The organism is Neorhizobium sp. LjRoot104, from assembly GCF_964253725.1.
GTDB lineage: Bacteria > Pseudomonadota > Alphaproteobacteria > Rhizobiales > Rhizobiaceae > Neorhizobium.
The window spans coordinates 661933-683936 of sequence record NZ_CAXURS020000002.1 but is presented as its reverse complement, the minus strand read 5'-3'; the positions used below and the strand labels follow the sequence as shown (position 1 = coordinate 683936).

Genomic DNA, 22004 nt, shown 5'->3' with positions numbered 1-22004 from the left:
TGCAGAAACTCTAGCAAAGCAGCGGCGCCGAAAGCCTCAATCCACCCGGAAGAGATGTCCGGGAGAGGCCTCGTGATATTGACGCGCCGGCGGATTGAAGCCGACCGGACGGATCGGGCTCTTCAACTCGTCGACCACCATGTTGCGTTTGATGTTCCGCCGCGCCGGGTCCGGAACTGGCACGGCCCCCATCAGCTTCCTCGTATATTCGTGCTGCGGATTTTCGAAGACCGCAGCCCGTGGGCCGATCTCGACGATCTCGCCGAGATACATGACCGCGACGCGGTGGCTGACGCGCTCCACCACCGCCATGTCGTGAGAAATGAACAGGAAGGCGAGGTTGAGGCTCTGCTGCAGGTCGAGCAACAGGTTGCAGACCTGCGCCTTGATCGACACATCGAGCGCCGAGACCGCCTCGTCGGCAACAATCACCTTCGGATCGAGCATCAGAGCACGAGCGATCGCAATGCGTTGGCGCTGGCCACCCGAAAACTCGTGCGGAAAGCGCGTCATCATGTCCGCGGAAAGCCCTACTCTTCCGAGCAGCATCGCCGTCTTATCGCGCGCCTGCGCCTTGGTGCCCATCGAATGCTGGATGAAAGGTTCCATGATGGCCGCGCCGATGCTCAGGCGCGGGTTGAGCGATGCATAGGGATCCTGGAAGATCATCTGGATCGAACGACGCATCTTTCGAAGCGCCGGCTGATTCAATCCCATGACATCCTGCCCGTCGACCATGACTTTGCCGCTGGTCGGCGTGATCAGCCGCGTCACCGAGCGGCCGGTGGTAGACTTGCCACAACCCGATTCACCGACGATCGACAGCGTCTCGCCTTCGAACAGCGCAAACGAGACGTTCTCGACAGCATGCACGGCGCCGGTCTTGCGGCCAAACAGGCCGGACCGGATGTCGAAACGAGTCGTCAGATCCTTCACCTCGAGGACCGGTCGCTTCGTGCGAGCAACGGTGTCCGAAACCTCGGCCAGCGGGACTTGCTCTCCGGTCGTCATGTCGACGGTCGGAAAGCGGAGCGGAAGATCACGACCGCCCATAGAGCCCAATCTCGGCACGGCCGACAGCAAGGACCGCGTGTACGGGTGCTTTCCGCGATGGAAAATGTCGCTCGTTTCGCCGGTTTCCACCGCATCGCCACGATACATGACGATCGTTCGGTCGGCGACTTCGGCGACGACGCCCATGTCGTGGGTGATGAAGAGGACCGACATGCCCTCCTCTTCCTGCAGGAGCTTGATGAGATCGAGGATCTGGCCCTGGATCGTCACGTCGAGCGCCGTGGTCGGTTCGTCGGCGATCAGCAGTTTCGGCTTGGAGGCGAGCGCCATGGCGATCATCACGCGCTGGCGCATGCCGCCGGAGAACTGGTGCGGATATTCGTCGAACCGCGACGAGGCATTCGGAATGCGCACCTTTTCGAGCAGGCGGATCACTTCCGCCTTCGCATCGGCCTTGCTGATGTCGGTATGGACCGTCAGCGCCTCGGCGATCTGCTTGCCGATCGGGAAGATCGGATTGAGCGAGGTCATCGGTTCCTGGAAGATCATCGCAATGTCGTTGCCGCGAACGCGACGCATGTCCTCTTCCGGCAACGACAGCAGTTCGCGGCCGTTGAGCATCACCTGGCCTTCGATCCGACTGGACGCCGGTGGCAAAAGCCGCATGATCGACAGGGACGTCACGCTTTTGCCGGAACCCGACTCGCCCACGATAGCGACGGTTTCCCGCGGGGCGACATCGAACGAGATGCCGCGGATCACCGTCCTCCAGCCGTCATTGACCCGAAATGAGGTCGTCAGGTTGCGAACCGCAAGGACCGGCGCAGCGGGACGGGAGATGGGCGCGTTTTCTGATGCGAGATACAATGCCGGTTTGTCTCCGATCAGGTTCATGCCTGGTTCCTCGTCTTGGGGTCGATCGCATCGCGCAGCGCATCACCGAGAATGTTCAGCGCGAGAACGGTCAGCAGGATTGCGAGCGACGGGAAGACGACCAGCCACCAAGCGCTCAGGATATTGTCGAAACCCTCGCGGATCATGCCGCCCCAGGTCGCAGTCGGGGGCAGGACGCCGAGACCGATGAAGGCGAGCGAGGCCTCGGTTCGGATCGCCGATGCCATCCACAACGACGCGACGACAACGATGTCTGAAAGAATATTGGGCAGGATATGCACCCGCATGATTCTGAGCGGGGTGAAGCCCAGGGACCTGCCGGCCTCGACGAAATCGCGGCGCTTCATGGCGATCGTCGGTGCCCGTGCGACGCGCGCGAAAGGTGCCGTTTCCGTGATGGCGATCGCGATGATGAGGTTTTCGAAACTCGCGCCCAGCATGGCGGCGATCATCAGCCCAAGAAGAAGGGTCGGAAACGAAAGCATGACATCGACAATCCCCATCACGACCTGATCGAAGACGCCGCCGATGTAGCCGGCTAGCATTCCGAGGGCCGATCCCACGACCATGGCAATCAGCACCGCCAGGAACCCGATGGAAAGTGAAATTCTCGCACCATAAAGCAGGCGTGAAAGGACATCACGGCCATAGCTGTCGGTTCCGAACCAGAAGTCGGACGAAGGAGGGCTTAGGCGATGGAGAATGTTCTGCTTTATCGGATCGTAAGGTGCAATCATCGGTGCGAAGATCGCCAGTAGAACGATCAGGCCCAATAGCCCGATACCGATCCAGGAGAAACGGTTGCGACGCAGCGCCGCAAGCACCGGGTTCGATTGCCGTTCCGGCATGCTCGAGGAAATAGCGAAAACGGTCATGATGCGTAGCTCACTCTGGGGTCTACGAGGGCGTAAATGACGTCGGTTGCGGTATTCACGAGGATCACGAATGTCGCAAACACCACCATCAGGCCCTGCAACAGGGTATAATCGCGGGATTGCAAAGCGCCGAGGATAAGTTTGCCGAGGCCTGGCCGGGTGAACACGATCTCGGTCAGCACCGAATTGCCGATCAGCGTGCCGAAATACAGGCCCACGACCGTCACGATCGGGATCAGCGCGTTGCCCAGCGCATGACGCAGGATCAGTTTCGTCGGCCGCACGCCTTTAGCGCGAGCGGTGCGGATATAGTCTTCGCCCATCACGTCCAGCATCGAGGATCGGGTGACACGCGCGATATAAGCAGTCATGATCAGCCCGAGATTGAGCGCCGGCAGCGCAAGGTTCCGGAGATGGCTGATCGGATCCGTGGAAGCGCGGCTCATCACCGGCAGCCATTGCAGCCAGACCGCAAAGGCGAGAAGCATCAGGATGCCAGACACGAAACCCGGAAATGACAGGCCGATCAGCGACAGGACGCGGCTGACATAATCCGGCCAGCCGTTGCGTCGGACCGCAGCAACGACACCAAGCGGAATGCCGAGGCAGGTGCCGATGAGCATCGCGGCGGCGGCGAGTTCCAGCGTGTAGGGAAGCACCAGCGCCACCTCTTCCAGAACCGTCCGGCCGCTGGTCATCGAGCGGCCGAAATCGCCGCTGAGCATGTCGGTCAGAAATCGCACGTACTGAACGGCGACGGGCTGGTCGAGACCCAGCTGCGCCCGAAGGGTCTGCAGCGTTTCCGCACTCGCCCGATCCCCCAGCATGGCGACCGCGGCATCGCCCGGGACGAGCCGAACCAGGACGAAGACCATGGTCAGCATCGCAAGTACGGTGGGGATCGCCAGGAGCAGTCTCCGGATCACATAACCGATCATGCAGCAGCCCTTTCCTTGGAGAGGCGCTCAACATCGAACGCACCGAGATCATGATGGGTTTGGCCCTCGCAGGCCAGATCGGCCACCACGCAGCCGACCGAGGGAACGAGCTGGAAGCCGTGGCCTGAGAACCCGAAGGCGTGGATGAGGCCCGGTGCCCGGCGGGAAAACCCGATGACGGGAAGATGATCACGGGTCATCGCTTCCATGCCGGCCCATGTCCGCACGATCCGCAGGCCCTTAGTCTTCGGAAACAGACGGACGGCGGCCCCGACCGATGCGGCGAGCGCCACGAAATCCACGGTCGCGGACTGCCGGTCAGCCGCAAGCCTGCCCTGCGATCCACCGCCGATCACCATAGTTCCCTGGGCGGTCTGCTTGAATGACAATTTCTTTCCAAGCGAACTGACGACGGGCTTGACCCGGGTCTGGGTACGCTCCGTCACGACCATCATGGAGGTGCGAATCGACTGATAAACCGGCTCGCCCGCCAGCGCGGCGACCTGATCGGCCCATGCCCCACCGGCATTGACGATTGTGCTGGCCTCGAAGACGCCTCGCGACGTCTGGGCCTGCCATCGGTCGTTGCGCCGCTGCAGCCCGATGACCAGGCATTCCTCATGGATCTCGACGCCGGCCCGCAACGCGGCGTTGCGAAACGCGCAGATCGTCCGGTGAGGGTCGGCAGAACCATCGCCCGGCACCCAGGCACCGCCGAGACAGTGGGAGGAAAGGTCGGGCACCAGTTCTTGCATCTCGTCCGGGCCGATCATGGTCTCATGCATGAAACCCTTCGACTGGAGCGCCCTCACCCTTGCCTCGATCTTGCCCAACGCCGCCTCGTCCTCGGCGACCTGTAACTGTCCGCAGGCGGTAAACCCGCAATCGTCGCCGATCAGCTCGGCCATCTCGTGCCACATCTTGGCCGCCTCGAGGCTGAGCGGCAGTTCGGCGGGGTCCCGTCCCAGCGTGCGCACCCCGGCCGCCGTCGCACCGGAGGCGTGCCGACCGAGAAAATGCCGTTCGACTAAGATGACCGACGCGCCGCGCCTTGCGGACTGAAGGGCGGCCGAGAGCCCGTGCAAACCGCCGCCGATGACCAGGATATCCGCGTTCATCACGCCTCCTCTAGATCGCCGAGGGCGGCGATTTCCCCAAGCGTCACGGGCTTGAGCGGCGGGCGGATGTTAAAGAAGCTGACATCGGCGAGCGGCAGGCCATGCACCTCGGCAATGAGTGCCTGCACCGTATAACCGCATTGCCTTCCTTGGCATGGCCCCATGCCGCAGCGCGTCGCGGCTTTTACGGCATTGGGATCGGGCGCGCTGACCTTTGCGACCGCACGAATCTGCCCGGCGGTCACCTCTTCGCACCGGCAGACAACCACCTCGTCCGCGACCCGCCCCGCTGGCGGCGGATAAAGCGTATCGAGAAACGGCCGCAACGCACGGGCGCGGGAAAGACGCTCGTCCAGCCCCGACTGGTGTCGCAGATCGTCGGCGTCCGGAGAGATTTCAAGATATCTGGCTATTCCGAGACCCGCGATCTCGCCCGACAGCGTCGCCGCAAGCCAGCCGCCGATCCCGCCGGCATCACCGGCCACGAACAGCCCCGGCCGGCTGGTTTCGCCCCAGCGGTCCAATCGCGCCGAGAAATAGTTCTGGGCAGGATTCCAGACGTGAACACAGCCGAGCGCCATCGTCTCATGAATGCGCGGCACCACGCCTTCATGTACGAGCAATACATCCGCCCTGACCTGGCGCTGCTCGTTGCCGGCCCGCCACTGGAGATGCTGGAGACTTCCCTCGCCTTCGGCGTGCAGGTCGCTGAAGCCGCGGACTATCCGGCCGCTGCGCTTGAGATCCCAAAGCCAGCGAGCCCCTTTGAGCAAGCCCGGAATATCGCGCCATGCGCCAGGAAGTCTGCTCAAGGCTGCCAGTCCTGGCCGTTTTGACGTGTCGAGGAAGCCGGCGATCCGCCCTTCAAGGCCGAGAAGCTGGGTTGCGTAGAGCAGCGGAAGCGGTCCGGCGCCAGCGATCCACACTTCGCCTTCCGGCAACATGCCGCCGGATTTCAGAAGGATCTGTGCGGCCCCGACCGTCATGACGCCCGGAAGCGTCCAGCCCGGAAACGGCACCGGCCTCTCCTGTGCACCGTTCGCCAGAAGCACCGCGCGTGCCTTGATGCGGCGCGCCTTTCCCTCCGATGTCAGGAAGAGGTTCCATCCTTCTTCGATTTGCCAGACCTGAGTCGCCGGCAGATACTCGGCGCCGCTGGCTCGGAAGGCTTCGACAAGAGCGGCGCCTTTCTGGTAGTCGGCTCCCAGTGCCGCCGAAACCGGTCCGCCATTGCGCTCGACTCCGCGCCAGATTTGACCTCCGGGTGCGGCCTGCTCGTCAACCACCGCAACGACAATACCTGCCTTCCGCAACTGGATTGCAGCCGACATGCCGGCCGGCCCGGCGCCGATCACCACGACATCATAAGTCATTTGGAAATCTCCCGTGGGCCGTGCTGGCTCTCGATCCGCATTCCCGGCGCCACGGGTACCAGACATCCCTGCGTCGAGGCCGTGCCGTCGACGATCACCAGACATTCGAAACAGACACCCATTTGGCAATAGGGCAGACGCGGCTCGCCGCTGACGGTCGACCGCCTTTCCGCTCCCGGCGCGCGCAAAAGCACGCTGGCGACCGTCTCACCATTCCAGGCGGCGATTTCCGCCCCATTGACGAAGACGGTCATGTCCGACGCCTTGCCGGGTTTGTCATGCACATTTTTGAACATTGAATCTTCCGTTGGAAAAGGGCGCCAGGTCGTCAGGTAGACGTCCGTTGGCGACAGTCGGCGCGATGACGTCGGCATGGGCCGCGGCAAGGGTCACGCCTGAGTGGCAAGCCACTGCGAAAAGACCGGGATGATCGCTCGATTCGGCATAGATCGGTGTCTTGTCGAGCGGCAGCACTCGCAATCCCGCCCATTGCCTGACCAGTCGGGCGGATCCGAGCGCCGGGATAATCCGTGTTGCTCTTTGCGCCAGCTTGGTTGCGGATGCCGCGGTCACGGCGATGTCCGCGATCTTCTCGTTCGTCGCACCGATCATCACCGTCCCGTCGGCGCTCTGCCTGAGGCCACTTGCGGGAAACGGCAGGATGGGTGCGACGCGTTCCGTAACAAGGATTTGCCCACGCTCCGACTTCAAGGGTATGGCAAGTCCGAGTGGCTCGGTCAGCCCCGGCGTCGCGAGGCCCGCCGCAACGACGACACGCGGCGCCTGCAGCGTTCCGTCGGAGACGGAAACGCGAAAACCGCCGGAAACTGGCACGATCCTGTCGACCGGGTTGCGGAACAGGATTTTTCCTCCCAGAGCCACGATCGCCCGGTGCAATGCTGCCAGCAGCTGCAGCGGGTTTACGTGTCCGTCGAGCCTGCAATAGCTCGCCCCGACGACATCCGGGCCGAGGGTCACCGCCGGAAGCATGCGCTCAAGCTGCACGCGCGGGACCATTTCCGTATCGGCCTGGGCTACCTGATTGTGCGTACGCTCGTTGACGGCCTGGCGACTGGCGTATTCCGTCTCGCTCAAACAGTAGACGAGACCACCCGGCCGCGCGTAATCGACGCGGCTGGCCGAAATGTCCGAAAGCTCGTTCAGGAAGCTCGGCCAGAGATCCGAGCTTTGCCTGGTCAGGGCACTATAGGCGGGCGCATCGGCCCCCTTGCCTTGCACCCAGACCAGGCCGAAATTCGCCCGCGCCGCGCGCAGGTCACGATCGGCGCCGTCGAGAACGACGACGCTCCGACCCTTTCGTGCGAGGCCATAGGCCAAAGCCGCACCGACCACGCCGGCTCCGATAACTAGGACGTCACAATCCACTTGGGTTCTCCCTACTTGTTGTCACAATCTTGTTAGAAGGGTAGAAAGTCAAAGTCGATTATTTTGCCACGGTATTCATAGAGGTTATAGTGATGAGAAATCCGAGCCTGAGGCAGCTCGAGGCGCTGATGGCCGTCGTCGAGGCGGGGACTGTCAGTCGGGCTTCCGAGATATTGCGCATTTCCCAGCCTGCCGCGAGCAAGCTCATCCAGGATCTGGAGGCCGATACAGGGCTGCAATTGTTCGAACGCGACAGCGGCCGGCTGGTGCCGACGGGCCGCGGAATGCGGCTCTACGAGGAAGTCGAGCGCATCTTTGGCGGCGTCAATCAATTAGCACGTGCCGTTGAAGCCATCCGGCGCGAAGAGCATGGCCAACTATTCATCGGCACCATGCCGGCCCTGTCGGGCCCTTTCATTACACGGGTGCTGAAGCTCTTCCGGGTCCGCCATCCCGACGTCTTCGTGTCGGTGGAGGCCAGAAGTTCGCAATACCTGACCGAAGCGGTGCTGCTGCGACGGCTCGACGTGGTTTTGGTCATCAGCGGGCTGGAACACCCGTCGGTCGTCGCGGAAGCCGTGAAGAACCCTCCGGCGGTCGCCATCCTGCCTAGAGGGCATCGTCTTTGCGAGAAGGAGGAGCTGACGCCGCTCGACCTTGCGGAAGAGCCTTTTATCGCTTTCGGGCCGACCAGCATGATGCGCCGGAAGGTCGATGCGGCTTTCAACGACTGCGGACTTCGTCCCCGGATCGTCATCGAGGCCACCACGGCTCCGAACGTGGCCGAATTCGTCGCCGCCGGGCTGGGCATAACCATCGGCGACCCTCTCTCCATGGAGATCATCGCGGATCGCGTGGCCGTTCGCCGGTTCAAACCGGAACTGGCTTTCGAATATGATATCGTCCGGCCAGTCCGCGCCCGCCACAGCAGTCTTGTCGCGGATTTTGTCGAAGCCGTCCATGCTGCGGCATCGACTACGACGATATCGCCATGAACGAAAAATGCCCCGCCTGAGACGAGCCGCTGTCAGGCGGGCACTCAGGTCGAGGCAAGGCTTGGGAATTTGGTCGCTTTAGCGTTTCAACACGGTCTTTTCGGTGATCGGCGGAGCGAGATTGAGGGAACCTTTCAGTTCATAACCGTAATCCAGGGCTTTGCTGCGAACCCAGACCTGCATCAGGCTGAACAGCGGAACCGCGCAGACCTGCTCGAAGATTTTCTTCTGCGCGGACGACCAAAGCTTCAGCCGCTCAACATCCGAGCTTGCCCGCCTTGCGGCGGTAATATCGGCGTCGGCCGCATTGCAGTGCGAGAAATTCGTGGATGCCGTCGGCTTACCGACGGCGGCATCCGAGTGGTAGAACTGGCTCAAATAACTGTCGGCAACGGGATAACGGGCGGCTCCGTAGAAAATGACATCGCCAAGATCCTTGCGGATCTGTTCCTGATAGGTCGGGTGATCGACGACTTTCATCTGCAAGTCGATCCCTGCCTCTGCGAGCTGCGCCTGGATAACCTCCATGATGGGAAGCTGCGACGAGTTCGACGAGACGACCGCCGAAAGCTTCACACCCTTGGCAAAACCCGCTTCCGCGAGCAGCTTCTTCGATGCGGCCGGGTCGAATTTATAGGTCCAGCTACAGTCTTCCCCAACGTAGCCGGACGGAACGACCGAGCAGCCCTTCGGCCCGACGCCGGCCCCTACGAACTGGACGATCTGGTCGATATTGATGGCTTGCGCCACGGCCTGGCGGACTTTGAGATTGTCCAGGGGCGGATGGGTCATGTTGAGAAAGACGGTACGGTATTCACCCGGCGCGAAGATATCGACGACCGCACCGCTCCATGCCTTCGCCTGGTCGACCCATCGCTGCTCCCGCTTGCCGTAGATAAGATCCAGTTCGCCGGAGCGGAACGCCAGTTCCCGGCTGGAGTCGGTCGGGATGAGGTCGAAGCGGATGCCGTCCAGTTTGGGAGCGCCGCGGAAATAGCCGGGGAAAGCCTTCAGGTTGACCGCCTGCTGGGTGACGGCACTATCGAACATGAACGGACCGGTGCCGACCGGCCGGCTCTTGAAATCCGCTCCGAGCTTCTCGAAGGCTTTCTTGCTGATGATGTTGCCGCCATGATAGTTGGCGATCAGCCCGAGAAAGCCCGGAACTGGTTCGTTCAACGTAATCCTGACGGTTGTCGGATCGACGGTCTCGATCGACTTCACGCCTGCAAAATCGCTGGAGAAAGACGAGGTTTTCGGATCCTTGGCCCGCATCAGGGAAAAGACGACGTCTTCAGAGCTCAGCGTCCCGTAGTCCCCATGGAACTTGACGTTGGGCCGCAGTTTGAATGTCCAGACCAGCCCATCCTGCGAAGAAGTCCAGCTTTCGGCCAGATCAGGCTCGATCGACGCCGGATCCGCGCTTCCCGGCGGGAAACGCACAAGCCCGTTGAACAGCCAGGACACGAGCGTGACATCCGCGGTTGCCGTTGCGCGCGCGGGATCAAGGGTCGATATATCAGGAGCGTTCATGCCGACTTTCAGGGTCTCGGCCATTGCAAGCCGGGGCGCCATAACCATGGCTGCCAGCGAGATTGCAAATGCGGTTACGGCTCTGGTTTTATTCTTTTGGTTCATGTTCACCTCCTTATTATGCGCGAATACGGCCACGTTTGCGTATAAGTGTCAAAGTCGCTATCTTTGGAATGGTATTCAAACAGGTTATACCAATCGTACTGCGGCTGAATTTGACGGGTGCTGATCCCAGGCCTTTTCGTTTCACGCGGCGCCGAGAGAGCGGGCTCCGACCACACGTCAGCGCCATATTCGGCAGTACACACAGGCTGTCCAGGTCACCGTTGACACGTGTTGATGGCTTGGAAGAACTATCCCGATGTTACATTCAAAAATCGGCGTGGTGGCGCGGATCTCGACGTCCGCATTGACGTATTCTGGAAATGAGGTTGTCGATTTACGGATTTGCAACGTAGCGGTATTGGCCCGGCCAGATTGCCGCCGAGTCGGCCGTATCAAGAACTCAATAGACCTGAAACCGTAGATCGCAAAGTGTCGTAGAGATCGGCTGGGACGTGATCTGCCGCAATTCGGACATCGCCATCGAGAAGAAACTCAGCGGCATTCTGCAAGTCATCGGCGGCAAGCCGCAGGAACTTGGCTTCGACGCCGGCGCCATCGAGACCGCCCGTAGCGAGGTCAAATCCCCTGCTCACGGCAACCGCTGCGTTCTGCATTTTGCCTCTGACGGTCCGGATAGAAAGACCGGGTTGCTCCGCATGGTCGAAGCGGAAAGCAAATGCGTCAAAATTGGCGGCAATCTCTGTCTCCCATCGCGGTCCAGGCTCTACACGATCAATCAGCATGGAGAACAAGGCCGGCAGGCTGAAAGCGATATCTGCCGTGCCGACAAGTACGGACGAGCAGAATTTCTCGACCTCCTCGGGGCCATAAACGATGACCTCCTCAACCCGATCGTCAGGCTCGACGATTTCGAGGAGGTCGCAGAGCGACTTCAGATATTGCTGGGTGTGCCAGCAACCCGGAAAGCGTTTGAACCCCGCCCGAAGGACAGCCGGTTTCGTGGCTAGAGGTTGCGGATCAGGGATCCAGCGATCGGACCCCGCCATCCGCCACATTCCGTTTTCTCCATCTAGCACGTTCGTCACGCCGGTTTGTCCCGCCTCCGCCAGATTGGCGGAGAGAACTGCACCCATGGCGATCCAGCCCATGTTGTTCTTCATGGCCGGAACCGGCCGGTCATACCATTTGGCGGTATATGGCAGGATCGTATGGGCTGTCGCCACTCCGATCACCCGTTCGATCATCTCGGCGTGGGCGTTCCGGGCGATCAATATGCCGATCGCAGATGCGAGCGTATCCCATATGCCGACTGACCGGACATTCACTGCGTGTTGGGGAGAGGGCAATGCAGCCGAGCAAAGGAAGGCGTGAGCCTCATACCCGCCGGCGATGCCCCTCAAGACCCTGTCTGAGGGCAAGTTCTCTTCGGCTGCGATGGCCAGCACCGCTCCGACGATCGGCGCACCGGGATGCCCGATCAGGGTGTCGTCGTAATCGAGCGCATTGCTGGCCTGCCCATAGACATAGGCGGCGCCGGCTGCACTCGATACATGCGCAAAGCTTTTTCTGAAGCCGATGAGAGACTGCTGAAAATGGTGCAGACTGAGACCCGCCGAAAAGCAGGCGAGACTGTCAAGAAGGCATAGTTTCGTGCGCGCCAGCACTTCGCTATCCCAGTTGCCGTCACGATAACGCCCAAGGTGAGAGATCAGTATCGATGGCGCGCTGCCTGGATGAGACATTCGACGATTCCTACCGGTCAAGAAGGCGGATCGCGTTAGCGCTGATGGAAACGGTGATCGGCTGCCCGGCCTTGAGCGTGCCGCTACGGTTCGATCTGACCAGCGCCTTGATCGTTATGCCCGGATCGATGGAGACCCAGAGATCTAGATGCGCGCCCAGATTGACGATCTTCGCGATCGTGCCGTCGAAAACGTTCTCATTCGGCATCGGCTGGGTTCCACTATCGATCACCCTGACGTTCTCTGGCCGGATGCAGCAGAATTTCGCGTTTGCTCGCGTCGAGGCATCACCTTCCACCCGAAGCGACAGGGGAGTTCCACCAATGGAGATCTCCCGGCAATCGCCGCCTGCCTGCTTGACCGCAACCGGCAGGATGTTCGACTTGCCGATGAAATCCGCCACAAAGCTTGTGGTCGGGCTGTTGTAGATAGCCTCCGGCCTTCCCTGCTGGGCGATCACGCCGCCGGCCATGACCACGACCCTGTCCGACATCGCCATGGCCTCCTCCTGATCATGGGTGACATAAACGAAGGTCATTCCGAGCTTTTCCTGAATTTCCTTGAGCTCGACGCGCATCGCCTCACGAAGCTTGAGGTCGAGGTTGGAAAGGGGCTCGTCCAGCAGCAGTACGGAAGGTTTGGGAGCGATGGCTCGGGCAAGCGCGGTGCGCTGCTGCTGTCCGCCGGACAATTCCTTCGGATATCGAGCATCGAGGCCCTCGAGATGGACGCTCTTCAGTGCAGCCTTCACCGCCTTATCGATTTCGGCACGCGGTGCGCCTTTCATCCTCAGCCCGAAACCGACATTCTCGGCAACGGTCATATGCGGAAAGAGGGCGTAGTTCTGAAACACCAGGCCGATGTTCCGCTTTTCCGGCGGTGTTTTCGTCTGGCTTTTCCCACGTATCCGGATTTCGCCGGAAGTCGGCTCCTGAAAACCGGCGATCATGTTCAGCGTGGTGGTCTTGCCGCAACCGGAGGGGCCGAGCAGGCTGACGAATTCGCCCTTCGGAACCGAGAGGCTGACGTCATTCACCGCCCGAAAGTCTCCAAAGGTCTTGCACACGGAAACGAGTTCGATGTCGATGTCGCTCATTTACTGCCACCATGAATTTGTGCGGAAAAACCGCCGAGTTTTTCGAACAGGAATATCGTCGCAAGAATGAAGATCAGCGACGCAACATTCACCGCCGCCAGGACGGGATCGAGGCTGTATTCCATGTAGTTGATGACCGTTATCGGCAGCGTCGTCTGGCCGGGCCGCACGAGGAAGACCGAAAGCGGGATGTTGTTGAAGGAGATGATGAACGCGAAGATCATGCCCGAGAACACGCCCGGCTTCACCAGGGGAAAGAGAATGTGCCTGATCCTCTGCCACTTGCTGGCGCCAAGGATCTGCGCCGCGCGATCGAGATTCCGGTCGAAATTGTAGATCGACGTAGCGATCATGCGGGCTGCAAACGGCAGCGTCAGGACGATATGCGCGGCGATCAATCCCGGCGTTCCGAGCAGCATGTAGAAACCCGCCGACGACAGAAAGAGAACGATCGCGACACCTTTGACGATCTGTGGGACTGCCAGCGGCGACAGCAAAAACGTCATGATCGCAGCGCTGCCGGGGCATTTCTCGTAGGCGATCGCATAGGCCGCAAGCGCGCCAAGTACGCCGCTCAGGAGAGATACGACCAGAGCGATCTTCAGGCTCAACAGGAAGGGGTTCAGCCATTTGTTCGCCCACAGGGCGCCATACCATTTCAAGGTCCAGTCCGAAGGCGCGAAGGTGACGGCCGAGGACGGGCTCAGCGATGCGGCAACGACAACAAGCAGCGGCAGCGTGATGAACAGGAGGATCAGGATCAGCGAAAGCCAATAGAGGCCGGATAAAGCTCGATTCATTGTCCGCCTCCCTAAACGTTCAGCTTCTTGTGAAGCCGTGCTTCGCTGCGCGTGCCAACGAACGAAAAGACCAGCATTAGCACTAGGAGAACAAGCGCCATCACCGCAGCCATGGGCCAGTTGGTATAGAACATGATCTGTTCGTAGATCATCGTCGCCAGCACCTTAAAGCGGGCTCCGCCGAGCAGTGCCGGTGTCGCATAGGCGCTTGCCGCCATCGTGAATGAAATCAGCAGCGAGCTCACGATCCCCGGCACCGAAAGCGGCAATACGATATGCCTGAGGACGGACAGGCGTGACGCGCCAAGGATCTGGGCTGCCTTTTCGAGGTTGGGATCGATGCCCTGGATGCTTGTCAGGATGGCAAGGATTCCGAATGGAAGAACGACATGCGTCAGACCGACCACGACCCCGAAAAGGTTCTTCGCAAGCGGCAGCGGGTATGACACAAAGCCTGACCAGATCAGCGCGTCATTGATGAAGCCGCGGTCTTCCAGGATGATCAGCCAACCGTAGGTCCGCAAAACGACGCCGGCGAGTTCCGGCGCGATCGCCAGAGCGAAGACGACAGCGCGCCAGCGGGAGGTCGACCGCGCCAGAAAATAGCCGACCGGATAGGCCATCACCGTGACGCATATCGCGACCAGCCCGGACATCACCAGCGTCCGAATAAGACCGGCTATCATCAGGTTGTCGGTGAAGAACTTTTCGTAGCTGACGAGGCTCCACGCAGCCGTCTTGGGATCCTGAAAGCTGATGCCGATCATCATGCCGATCGGTATTGTGAAGAAGATCACAAGGACGGTGAGAGGCGGTACAAGCGGAATATATCCGCCGAGTGACGATCTGCGGCTTCCTGGCGCCGCAGGCATTTCCGTTGCAACAGCCGACATCGTGCGCGCTCTCAATTGGCTGCGTGAACGACGTCTCGCTCCCAGCGGTCGCCCCACTCGGGCAGTTTGGCCGCGGTGATGGACAGGTCGGGCAACAGCAGCTTCTTCAGATCGTCTTCGGTGGTGATCTGCCTGGCGCGGACGCTGTCCGGAACCTCGATGTCGGGGCGGGCGCTGCCGACCTTGTATCCGGTGACCCAGGCTTCCTGGCTGGACTTCTCCAGGAAGAAGTCGACGAACTTCATGGCCGCCGCCTTGTTTTCCGCGCCGGTCGGTACGTTCAAGGTGGCGATCAGCGGTATGGTTCCTTCCCTGGGACGCGTATAGTCAACGGGAAGTCCGCTATCCATCAGGAGCTGAGCGCGGCCGTTCCAGAAGGGCATCGCCCACACTTGGCCGTCTTTTATGTAGGTTTCCATCACCGCCGACGATTGCTCGAAACCGAGCGTCTGCTTGGCCAGCTTCCCCATCGCCGTGAAGCCTGGAGCGACGTTTTCGAGGAGATCGCCGCCGTTCATGGCAGACAGGGCCTGAACGAGATTCGCGGCCATGATGTTCTGGAACGTCGGCAGGATGACCTTGCCTTTGAGCTCCGGCTGGAACAGCAGCGACCACGAGGTCGGCGCGGATTTGATCTTGTCCGTCCGCCATATCAGGGACATGTACTGAAGCTCGTGAACCGCGCCGCATTCGCCGGCGATCTTGTTGATCGCGGGGCTCAGCTTCGCGAGGTTTGGCACAGTTTTCACGGTGAATTTTTCCAATAGGCCTTCGCGGCAGCCGTCGAGCGACTGTGACGCCGTCATGACGACGACGTCGAAACCGGGCCGGCCTCTGGTGGCCTTGATCTTCGCGTAATCCTGCGACGCCGAGCCGACTGAGTCATAAATGACGGAAATACCTGTCTTTTTCTGGAACGGCTCGATAATGCGCGCCATGATGATCTGCTCGTACGGGCCGCCATAACTGTTGACGACCAGCTGCTCGGCATGCGCGACGGATGCCGCTCCGGCGGCGAAAACAACGGATGCGAAAAGGTGTTTTGTGATCGGCATGATGTACTCCCTTTATGTTTGTTCCCAATGTGAATGCTTGCTCGTTCACATGCCGTGCGTCCAATAGGAATTGAGTTCTATTTATTATCGATGCAAATCAATTCGGGCGCATCTAGTGCATCTTATGGTCTCTCCGTAACCATATTACCGAGGACGGGCCTTATCAGCGAGCAAGCGGCGCAATTCTCAAGTATTTGCCAATGGCAGCTCGGTTCAGAGAATCCTTTCAGTTTATCCATGGCCGGCGAGCGCCTCATTGCGGCAGCAGAATGCTGGTGTGCAGCCATCGACTTTTGGCCAAGGCAGGTCGATGTCGCTCACGCTTCCCGAGTTCTCTATTGGTCCATTATCGAGTGGCCTTCCGCGACAGATTGATTGGAAACTGAAATCAATGCTCGCGAATCCTTACTTCTCTGCGTGAAGGCTCTCGCTGTACCGTCGTGTCGATGCGACTGCCGGATCTTAGACCAGGTTCGAAACATCGCAGCCAACACGATGAATTCACATGCCCTGGGCATCTCCCCGGGCTTTCTAAACTGAAGAGAACGCGAAATATGCTTCGGATAGGCGTCGATATTGGCGGCACATTCACTGATTTCTGCGGTTGGCGCGAAGGCGAACACGAGATTATCAGCCTCAAGGTGCCCTCCACCCCCCCTGCATTTGAGAACGGCTTCCGCCGGGGGTTCGAAAACCTGCTTGAACTCCTGTCACCAAAGACCGGAGAGGCTGCTCTCGTCATGCATGGGACGACCGTCAGCACCAACGCCGTGATCGAGCGCAAGGGGCCAAAGATCGCTTTCTTCGTTACGAAAGGCTATCGAGACCTGCTCGAACTGCAGCGGATGGGCGTCCGTAACCCTCTCAATATTTTCGAGAATCGCACACGGCCGCTGATCGCACGCTCTATGGTCTTCGAAGTCGAGGAAAGGCTCGTGCGGGGCGGTGTCGTCGAAACCCCCATTGATGAAGCCGCAGTCGAGGCTTCGGTTCGCCGGGCCTGCGCCGCCGGCGCGGCCGGATACGCCGTCGCCCTTCTGCACAGCTACGCCGATCCGCGACATGAGCAAGCGGTGGAGCGGGTCATCAGGAGAGTGGTCGGTGACGATGCGGAAGTCAGCCTCTCAAGCGAAATCTGGCCCAGGATCGGCGAGTACGAACGAGCGACCGTCAGCGTGCTCAATGCCTTCGTGCGACAGCGCATGAACGAATATATCGGGGCGGTCGAGAGCTATGTGGCTGAACGACTGCCGGGATCCCAGCTTTTCGTAACCCGTTCGAACGGCGGAGCGATGGCTGCCGCGGAGGCCAGGATCTTCCCCGTCCACACGCTTCTTTCAGGCCCCGCCTCGGGCGTCACGGCGGTGCAATATCTCGGTCGGTCGCTCGGCGAGCGAAACATCCTCACGGTGGATATGGGCGGCACCAGTACCGACATCTCCCTCGTGCGAGACGGCGAAGCCCTCACATCGACAGCTGCCGAGGTGGGCGATTTTCCCGTCGTGATGCCGGTGACGGGGATCGAAGCGATCGGAGCCGGCGGCGGCTCGATTGCGACGATCGACGGCGGCGTGTTGCGGATCGGCCCTCAGAGCGCCGGTTCCTATCCTGGCCCTGCATGCTTCAGCCGAGGTGGCACGGCGCCGACCCTGACGGACGCCTATCTGCTGGCCGGCTATCTGCCCGAAGCGCTGCTGGGCGGCGAGATGAAACTCGATATAACCGCCGCCGAACGCGCTATGGCGCCGATCGGCGAAGCGCTGGGCACCGACACGTTGAGCGCGGCGGAAATGTGCGTCACCGTTGCGAGTTCGAACATGGTTGCGGGCGTGCTTCCCTATCTGGCCCGCCAAGGCGTCGATCCTGAAGAACTCACCCTGCTCGTCTACGGTGGTGCGGGTGCGCTTCAGGGACCACTGCTCGCAGCCGAGATCGGCGTCAACCGCGTTTTGGTACCGAGCACCCCTTCGGTTTTCTGCGCGCTTGGAGGACTTGTTTCGGAACTGAGCAACGACACGCTCGAAACGGTGCACGGCGTCGATCTCGACGGTCCGACCATCGCAAGCAAGTTCTCGGTTCTCAAGGAGAAGGCAGCCGAGTGGCTTTCGCGTCAGGCAGCCTCGGATCGCCTTGTGGCGGAGAAATTCGAATACTGGGCCGAGATGCGTTATCTCGGTCAATCATTCCAGATCGATGTCCGCCTGCCCGACAGTGCCGTCGACAGCGGCGATATCGCAGCCATGCACGAGGCTTTTCATAAGGAGCACGAAAGGATCTACAGCCACGCCGATCCGTCTGCAGCCGTCGAATTCGTCGATCTGAGAATGCGGGTCCGCGGCGCCCTGTCCATCCCCGAACCATCATCTCCCAGGACATCGACCGGCGGCGACGCGCTGAAGGCCATGCGACCGATGCGCTTCCAGGGCGAGGTTTTTCCGAAAGTTTGCGTCTATGACCGGGGCCGCCTCGGCTTAAACGAGGAGGTGCGGGGCCCCGCCGTGATCGAGCAGCCAGAAGCCACAATCGTCGTACCGCCAGGTTTTGCCGCCCGCGTCGGCGCCTATGGCGCAATTTTCATGAGCCGGAGCTGATCGATGGACGCTGTAAGAACCGCTATTATGAGCAACCGCTTCAATGCGATCGTCGAAGAGGCTTCGGCTGCCGTCTATCGCACGGCGCATACGACCTTCGTGAAACTGGTTCAGGATTATCAATGCGCACTAGCGACCGCTGACGGCGACATGTTCGCTTACCCGATGATGTCGGGCGTCAACGTCTTCATCGGTTCGCCCATGCGCCCGACGCTCGACGCCATCGGGCGCGAGAACCTGAAGCCCGGCGACATCATCATCACCAACGATCCCTTCGCCACGGATGGTCTCGTGACGCATCTGATGGATATCACCCTGCTCTACCCGATCTTCCGCGACGGCAAGCTGATCGCCGTGGCCTGGGCATTCGTGCATGCATCCGATATCGGCGGGGCGGTGCCTGGAAGCATTTCGCCGGCCTTCACGGAAGTGTTCCAGGAAGGACTGCGCCTAAGGCCGGTCAAGCTATACGAAAACGGCGTCCTCAACGGCGCCATCAAATCCATCCTGGAAGACAATAGCCGGATCCCCGGCGAATTGTGGGGGGACATGCAGGCCATGATTTCCGGCCTGAAGAGCCTGGATCGGCGCATCAACGAACTGTGCGACCGCTATGGCCCCGCGGCCGTCGAGGAAGGCATGCATGACGTGATCGGTTATGCCGAAGCGAAGGCCCGCGCCGTCATCGAGACGATCCCCGACGGCGTCTACAGTTTCTCGGATTATCTGGAAGGCATCAACCAGGGCCAGCTTGCCTATTTCAGCGTGACGATCACGGTCAGCGGCGGTGAGATCGAGGTGGATTTCTCGGGCACCGACCCCCAGCTTTCTGCAGCCTACAATCTGGTCACCGGCGCCACGACCCATCCTTACGTGGTGATGTGCCTCATCACCTTCATCCTAACGATGGACCCGCTGACCCCGCGCAATTCCGGGATTCTGCGAGCGATCCGTGCGCACGCGCCGCGCGGAACGGTCCTGAACGCGGTATTTCCTGCCTCCGGCGGGTCGCGTGCGGCCTCCGCCACCCGCGCCTATGACATCATCATGGGTTGCCTGGCCCAGGCACTGCCCGACGGCCTGGGTGCAGCCGGCGCGGGCATGGCGGGCGTCATCGTCGTCTCCGCTCCCGATCCGAGGACCGGCCGCGACCGGGTCAACGTCATCAACACCATTCACGGCGGCGGCGGCGGTCGTCGCGGCAGCGATGGCGTGGATGGCACCGAAGTACGATACGCGCAACGCATGGTGCCGGTGGAAGTGATTGAGGTCGAAACGCCCATCATCATGAGGACGATACGCAGCGTTCCCGACAGCCGCCGGGCGGGCAAGTTCTCAAGCGGCGCGGCTCTGGAAATGGAGATCGAGAACACCGCGAACCGCGCGGTCATGACCGTCAGAAACATGAATCGCTTCGTCTTTGCGCCCTGGGGTTTCCGTGGCGGCGAAAAAGGGCTGCTTGGCCAGACGCTAGTCAACCCGGGTCGCCCGGATGAGCGCTCGATCGGCAAGATCTCGGTCCTGGAAATGGGACAAGGCGATGTCGTGCGCATCACCAGCCCGACCGGCGGCGGTTTTGGCAACCCGCTCGAGCGCGAAATCAAGGCGATCGCTGCCGATATCGAAAACGGAATGCTCTCGCGTGAGCGCGCAGCAGAAGCCTATGCCGTCATATTCGATGCCGGTGGCGACATTGATGCGTCCGCGACATTCGCAGAGAGAGAAAGGAGAAGCGAGCATGAGCTTGCGGACTTCAATTTCTGCGACGAACGTAAACGGCATGATCACGTCTGGCCTCTACCGATACGCCGACAGCTCGCGTGCCTCGCACTCACGTTCGAACAGCGAATTCGCAGCCAACTCGTCGCCAACGTCCATAGCCAGCTCTTGAACGAAGGTAGCCCTGTCGAGCAGAGCCGGCTCAAGGAAGTCGTCGATAGCGAGGCGATGCGACTGTCGGGAAAACTGAAGCGCGCGTCCTGATCGAACGCGCTGCATCCCGTCGCATCCACTTGAGGCGCATCGGTTGCGCCTCTTTTTTCTGCATAACTCCCGGTTTTGTCCGGTCCCGATCCAGGCTGGCGATCTGCAGTTTCCTGGAGAATGCCAGGCCTGACATTGCCAGACGGGATTTTGCTTTCAATCCGGATCGTGATACGCCTGCTGCGATACGTGATGAGCAGCACTCTTCGACAAAAGAGGTCCTCCCACACGATCTACCTGTGGTGTGGATTAAATCTCCAGGAGGATGGCGTACTCGTCCGATGGCCCCGTCAATGGAACTGTCAAGCATCCGCTGCTTTATCGCCCTGGCCGAGGAACTGCATTTTGGAAGGGCGGCCAAGCGCCTGAACATGACGCAGCCGACACTCAGTCAGCAGATACGCAAAATCGAATCCAGTTTTGGCGTGGCGCTGTTCAATCGATCCACCCGGAGCGTGGAAATGACGGCCTCGGGCGAGGCTTTTCTACCCCTTGCGCGTGAGGCTCTTGCAAAACTTGAAGAAGCGGTCCTCGTTTCAAAACTGGCTGCCGGGGGGATGACGCCCGGCGGCGAGCAGCTCAGGATCGGCGCCATCGATCCTGCAGTGCATCGGATTCTGCCCCTCATCCTGCGGCGTTTTCGAAATCGGTTTCCTGACACGCGGCTCGACGTGCGAACGTTCGATTCCTCCGAGATATTGCGGGCGCTGGAGAGAGGAGAATATGACGTCGGCATCATGCGCCCACCGGTTAATGTCAACCTCATTCGCTTTCGGCCCCTGGTCGCGGATCGTTTTGTGGCGGTCATCCCGAGACAGTCTCCGCTCGCGGGTCGTGGCACCCTGCATATGAGAGATTTCATCGGCCATCATGTGTTCACGCTCGATCGTTTCGAACTGTCGAGCTTCAAAGCCGTGCGCGACCAGGTGGTCGAGAGCGGGATATCCGCCGATCAAGGCATCAAGGTTTCTAACACCACGGCCGCGCTCGCCCTCGCATCTGCCGGCTTGGGCATCACTTTCCTGCCGGAGTGGATCTCCAGCATCGTCGGCAAGGACGTAGTGCTTCGACGGGTAGAAGATCTGACGGAAGAGATCTCCATCGGCATCGCCTGGCGCGGGGACAACCCCATTCCGGGGATCCTGCCATTCGTCGAATACGCGGAACTGGTCTCCCGGCACGCGTGAGACGGTTTGATCTACAAGTGCGTCGAGCCGTCCCCCTACCCCGATCACCTCTCTTTGGCTCAAGCGAAAGCTCGCCGTTGCAATGAGATGAGCGTGGCCTCTCCGTCTTGAGATCCCGTCAGGGGTGAGTAGCGGCCTGCACCGTGGCAGAGTGAGGTCGCTAGAAAACTCTCTGGAGGCCAATCATGCCGATAGCAGCAGACCAAATCCAAGCACAGACCACTACCCCCGTCGAATTTGGCGCAATATTCGTCTCTTTGGAATTGAGCAAATCGACGTGGCTCGTAACGGCGCTGTCGCCGGGCAGCGAAAAGATGTCTCGTCATACTGTCACTGGATGCGATACCGCGGACCTGTCTTCGTGTTCTGCAGCACTTCGCCAGAAAACCCAACGGCGAAAGAACAGACTTCACCCATTGATGGTGATCCAGGAGGCCGGACTGGACGGCTTCCGGCTAGGATGAG

General features: G+C 60.6%; 17 protein-coding genes. 4 read left to right on the top strand and 13 right to left on the bottom strand.

All coding sequences use genetic code 11. From position 1 onward, the window contains the following. Positions 1-36 precede the first annotated feature (36 nt). The 7 genes from ACSQ8R_RS25435 to ACSQ8R_RS25405 are packed head-to-tail and all read right to left on the bottom strand — an operon-like array spanning position 37 to position 7598. Complete coding sequence (locus tag ACSQ8R_RS25435) at positions 37-1908, bottom strand: ABC transporter ATP-binding protein (RefSeq protein WP_436256120.1); 1872 nt, start codon at positions 1906-1908, stop codon at positions 37-39. Beyond that, positions 1905-2783 carry an ABC transporter permease gene (locus ACSQ8R_RS25430; protein ID WP_436256119.1) on the bottom strand — a complete coding sequence of 293 codons (879 nt, stop codon included), beginning with the start codon at positions 2781-2783 and terminating at the stop codon, positions 1905-1907. Before ACSQ8R_RS25430 ends, ACSQ8R_RS25435 begins: the two co-directional genes overlap by 4 nt. Then, complete coding sequence (locus tag ACSQ8R_RS25425; RefSeq protein WP_436256118.1) at positions 2780-3721, bottom strand: ABC transporter permease; 942 nt, start codon at positions 3719-3721, stop codon at positions 2780-2782. The genes ACSQ8R_RS25430 and ACSQ8R_RS25425 overlap by 4 nt, the downstream gene beginning before the upstream one ends. Beyond that, positions 3718-4839: an NAD(P)/FAD-dependent oxidoreductase gene (locus ACSQ8R_RS25420; RefSeq protein WP_436256117.1), complete on the bottom strand. Its 1122-nt coding sequence runs from the start codon at positions 4837-4839 to the stop codon at positions 3718-3720. Before ACSQ8R_RS25420 ends, ACSQ8R_RS25425 begins: the two co-directional genes overlap by 4 nt. After that, positions 4839-6212, bottom strand: a complete 1374-nt coding sequence (locus ACSQ8R_RS25415) for an FAD-dependent oxidoreductase (RefSeq protein ID WP_436256116.1) — start codon at positions 6210-6212, stop codon at positions 4839-4841. Before ACSQ8R_RS25415 ends, ACSQ8R_RS25420 begins: the two co-directional genes overlap by 1 nt. Then, entirely contained in the window at positions 6209-6508 is a 300-nt protein-coding gene (locus ACSQ8R_RS25410; protein WP_436256115.1) for a (2Fe-2S)-binding protein, read from the bottom strand. Before ACSQ8R_RS25410 ends, ACSQ8R_RS25415 begins: the two co-directional genes overlap by 4 nt. Beyond that, positions 6489-7598, bottom strand: coding sequence for an NAD(P)/FAD-dependent oxidoreductase (locus ACSQ8R_RS25405; protein ID WP_436256114.1), 1110 nt, complete (start codon positions 7596-7598; stop codon positions 6489-6491). The genes ACSQ8R_RS25410 and ACSQ8R_RS25405 overlap by 20 nt, the downstream gene beginning before the upstream one ends. A gap of 92 nt (positions 7599-7690) precedes the next feature. On the opposite strand from ACSQ8R_RS25405, the gene ACSQ8R_RS25400 reads away from it, so the two are divergent. Further along, complete coding sequence (locus tag ACSQ8R_RS25400; protein WP_436256113.1) at positions 7691-8593, top strand: LysR substrate-binding domain-containing protein; 903 nt, start codon at positions 7691-7693, stop codon at positions 8591-8593. 78 nt (positions 8594-8671) lie between these two features. On the opposite strand, the gene ACSQ8R_RS25395 is transcribed toward ACSQ8R_RS25400, so the two are convergent. The 6 genes from ACSQ8R_RS25395 to ACSQ8R_RS25370 all read right to left on the bottom strand — a co-directional run bounded on the left by ACSQ8R_RS25395 (position 8672) and on the right by ACSQ8R_RS25370 (position 15778). Next, entirely contained in the window at positions 8672-10231 is a 1560-nt protein-coding gene (locus ACSQ8R_RS25395) for an ABC transporter substrate-binding protein (protein ID WP_436256112.1), read from the bottom strand. Between the two features lie 392 nt (positions 10232-10623). After that, positions 10624-11934 carry an MmgE/PrpD family protein gene (locus ACSQ8R_RS25390; RefSeq protein WP_436256111.1) on the bottom strand — a complete coding sequence of 437 codons (1311 nt, stop codon included), beginning with the start codon at positions 11932-11934 and terminating at the stop codon, positions 10624-10626. 10 nt (positions 11935-11944) lie between these two features. Then, a complete protein-coding gene (locus ACSQ8R_RS25385) occupies positions 11945-13030 on the bottom strand; it encodes an ABC transporter ATP-binding protein (protein WP_436256110.1) in 1086 nt (361 codons plus the stop codon). Then, positions 13027-13830 carry an ABC transporter permease gene (locus ACSQ8R_RS25380; RefSeq protein WP_436256109.1) on the bottom strand — a complete coding sequence of 268 codons (804 nt, stop codon included), beginning with the start codon at positions 13828-13830 and terminating at the stop codon, positions 13027-13029. The genes ACSQ8R_RS25385 and ACSQ8R_RS25380 overlap by 4 nt, the downstream gene beginning before the upstream one ends. An 11-nt stretch (positions 13831-13841) precedes the next feature. Next, complete coding sequence (locus ACSQ8R_RS25375) at positions 13842-14723, bottom strand: ABC transporter permease (RefSeq protein WP_436256108.1); 882 nt, start codon at positions 14721-14723, stop codon at positions 13842-13844. A gap of 11 nt (positions 14724-14734) precedes the next feature. Then, positions 14735-15778 (bottom strand): ABC transporter substrate-binding protein, encoded by a 1044-nt coding sequence (locus tag ACSQ8R_RS25370; protein ID WP_436256107.1) that lies wholly within the window; start codon positions 15776-15778, stop codon positions 14735-14737. A 554-nt stretch (positions 15779-16332) separates the two neighbouring features. Between ACSQ8R_RS25370 and ACSQ8R_RS25365 the strand changes: the two genes are divergently transcribed. From ACSQ8R_RS25365 to ACSQ8R_RS25355, 3 genes are all read left to right on the top strand, one after another. Beyond that, on the top strand, positions 16333-18369 hold the full coding sequence (locus tag ACSQ8R_RS25365) for a hydantoinase/oxoprolinase family protein (protein ID WP_436256106.1): 2037 nt from the start codon (positions 16333-16335) through the stop codon (positions 18367-18369). 3 nt (positions 18370-18372) lie between these two features. Then, on the top strand, positions 18373-20352 hold the full coding sequence (locus ACSQ8R_RS25360; RefSeq protein ID WP_436256105.1) for a hydantoinase B/oxoprolinase family protein: 1980 nt from the start codon (positions 18373-18375) through the stop codon (positions 20350-20352). Between the two features lie 293 nt (positions 20353-20645). Beyond that, complete coding sequence (locus ACSQ8R_RS25355) at positions 20646-21539, top strand: LysR family transcriptional regulator (RefSeq protein WP_436256104.1); 894 nt, start codon at positions 20646-20648, stop codon at positions 21537-21539. Positions 21540-22004 lie beyond the last annotated feature (465 nt).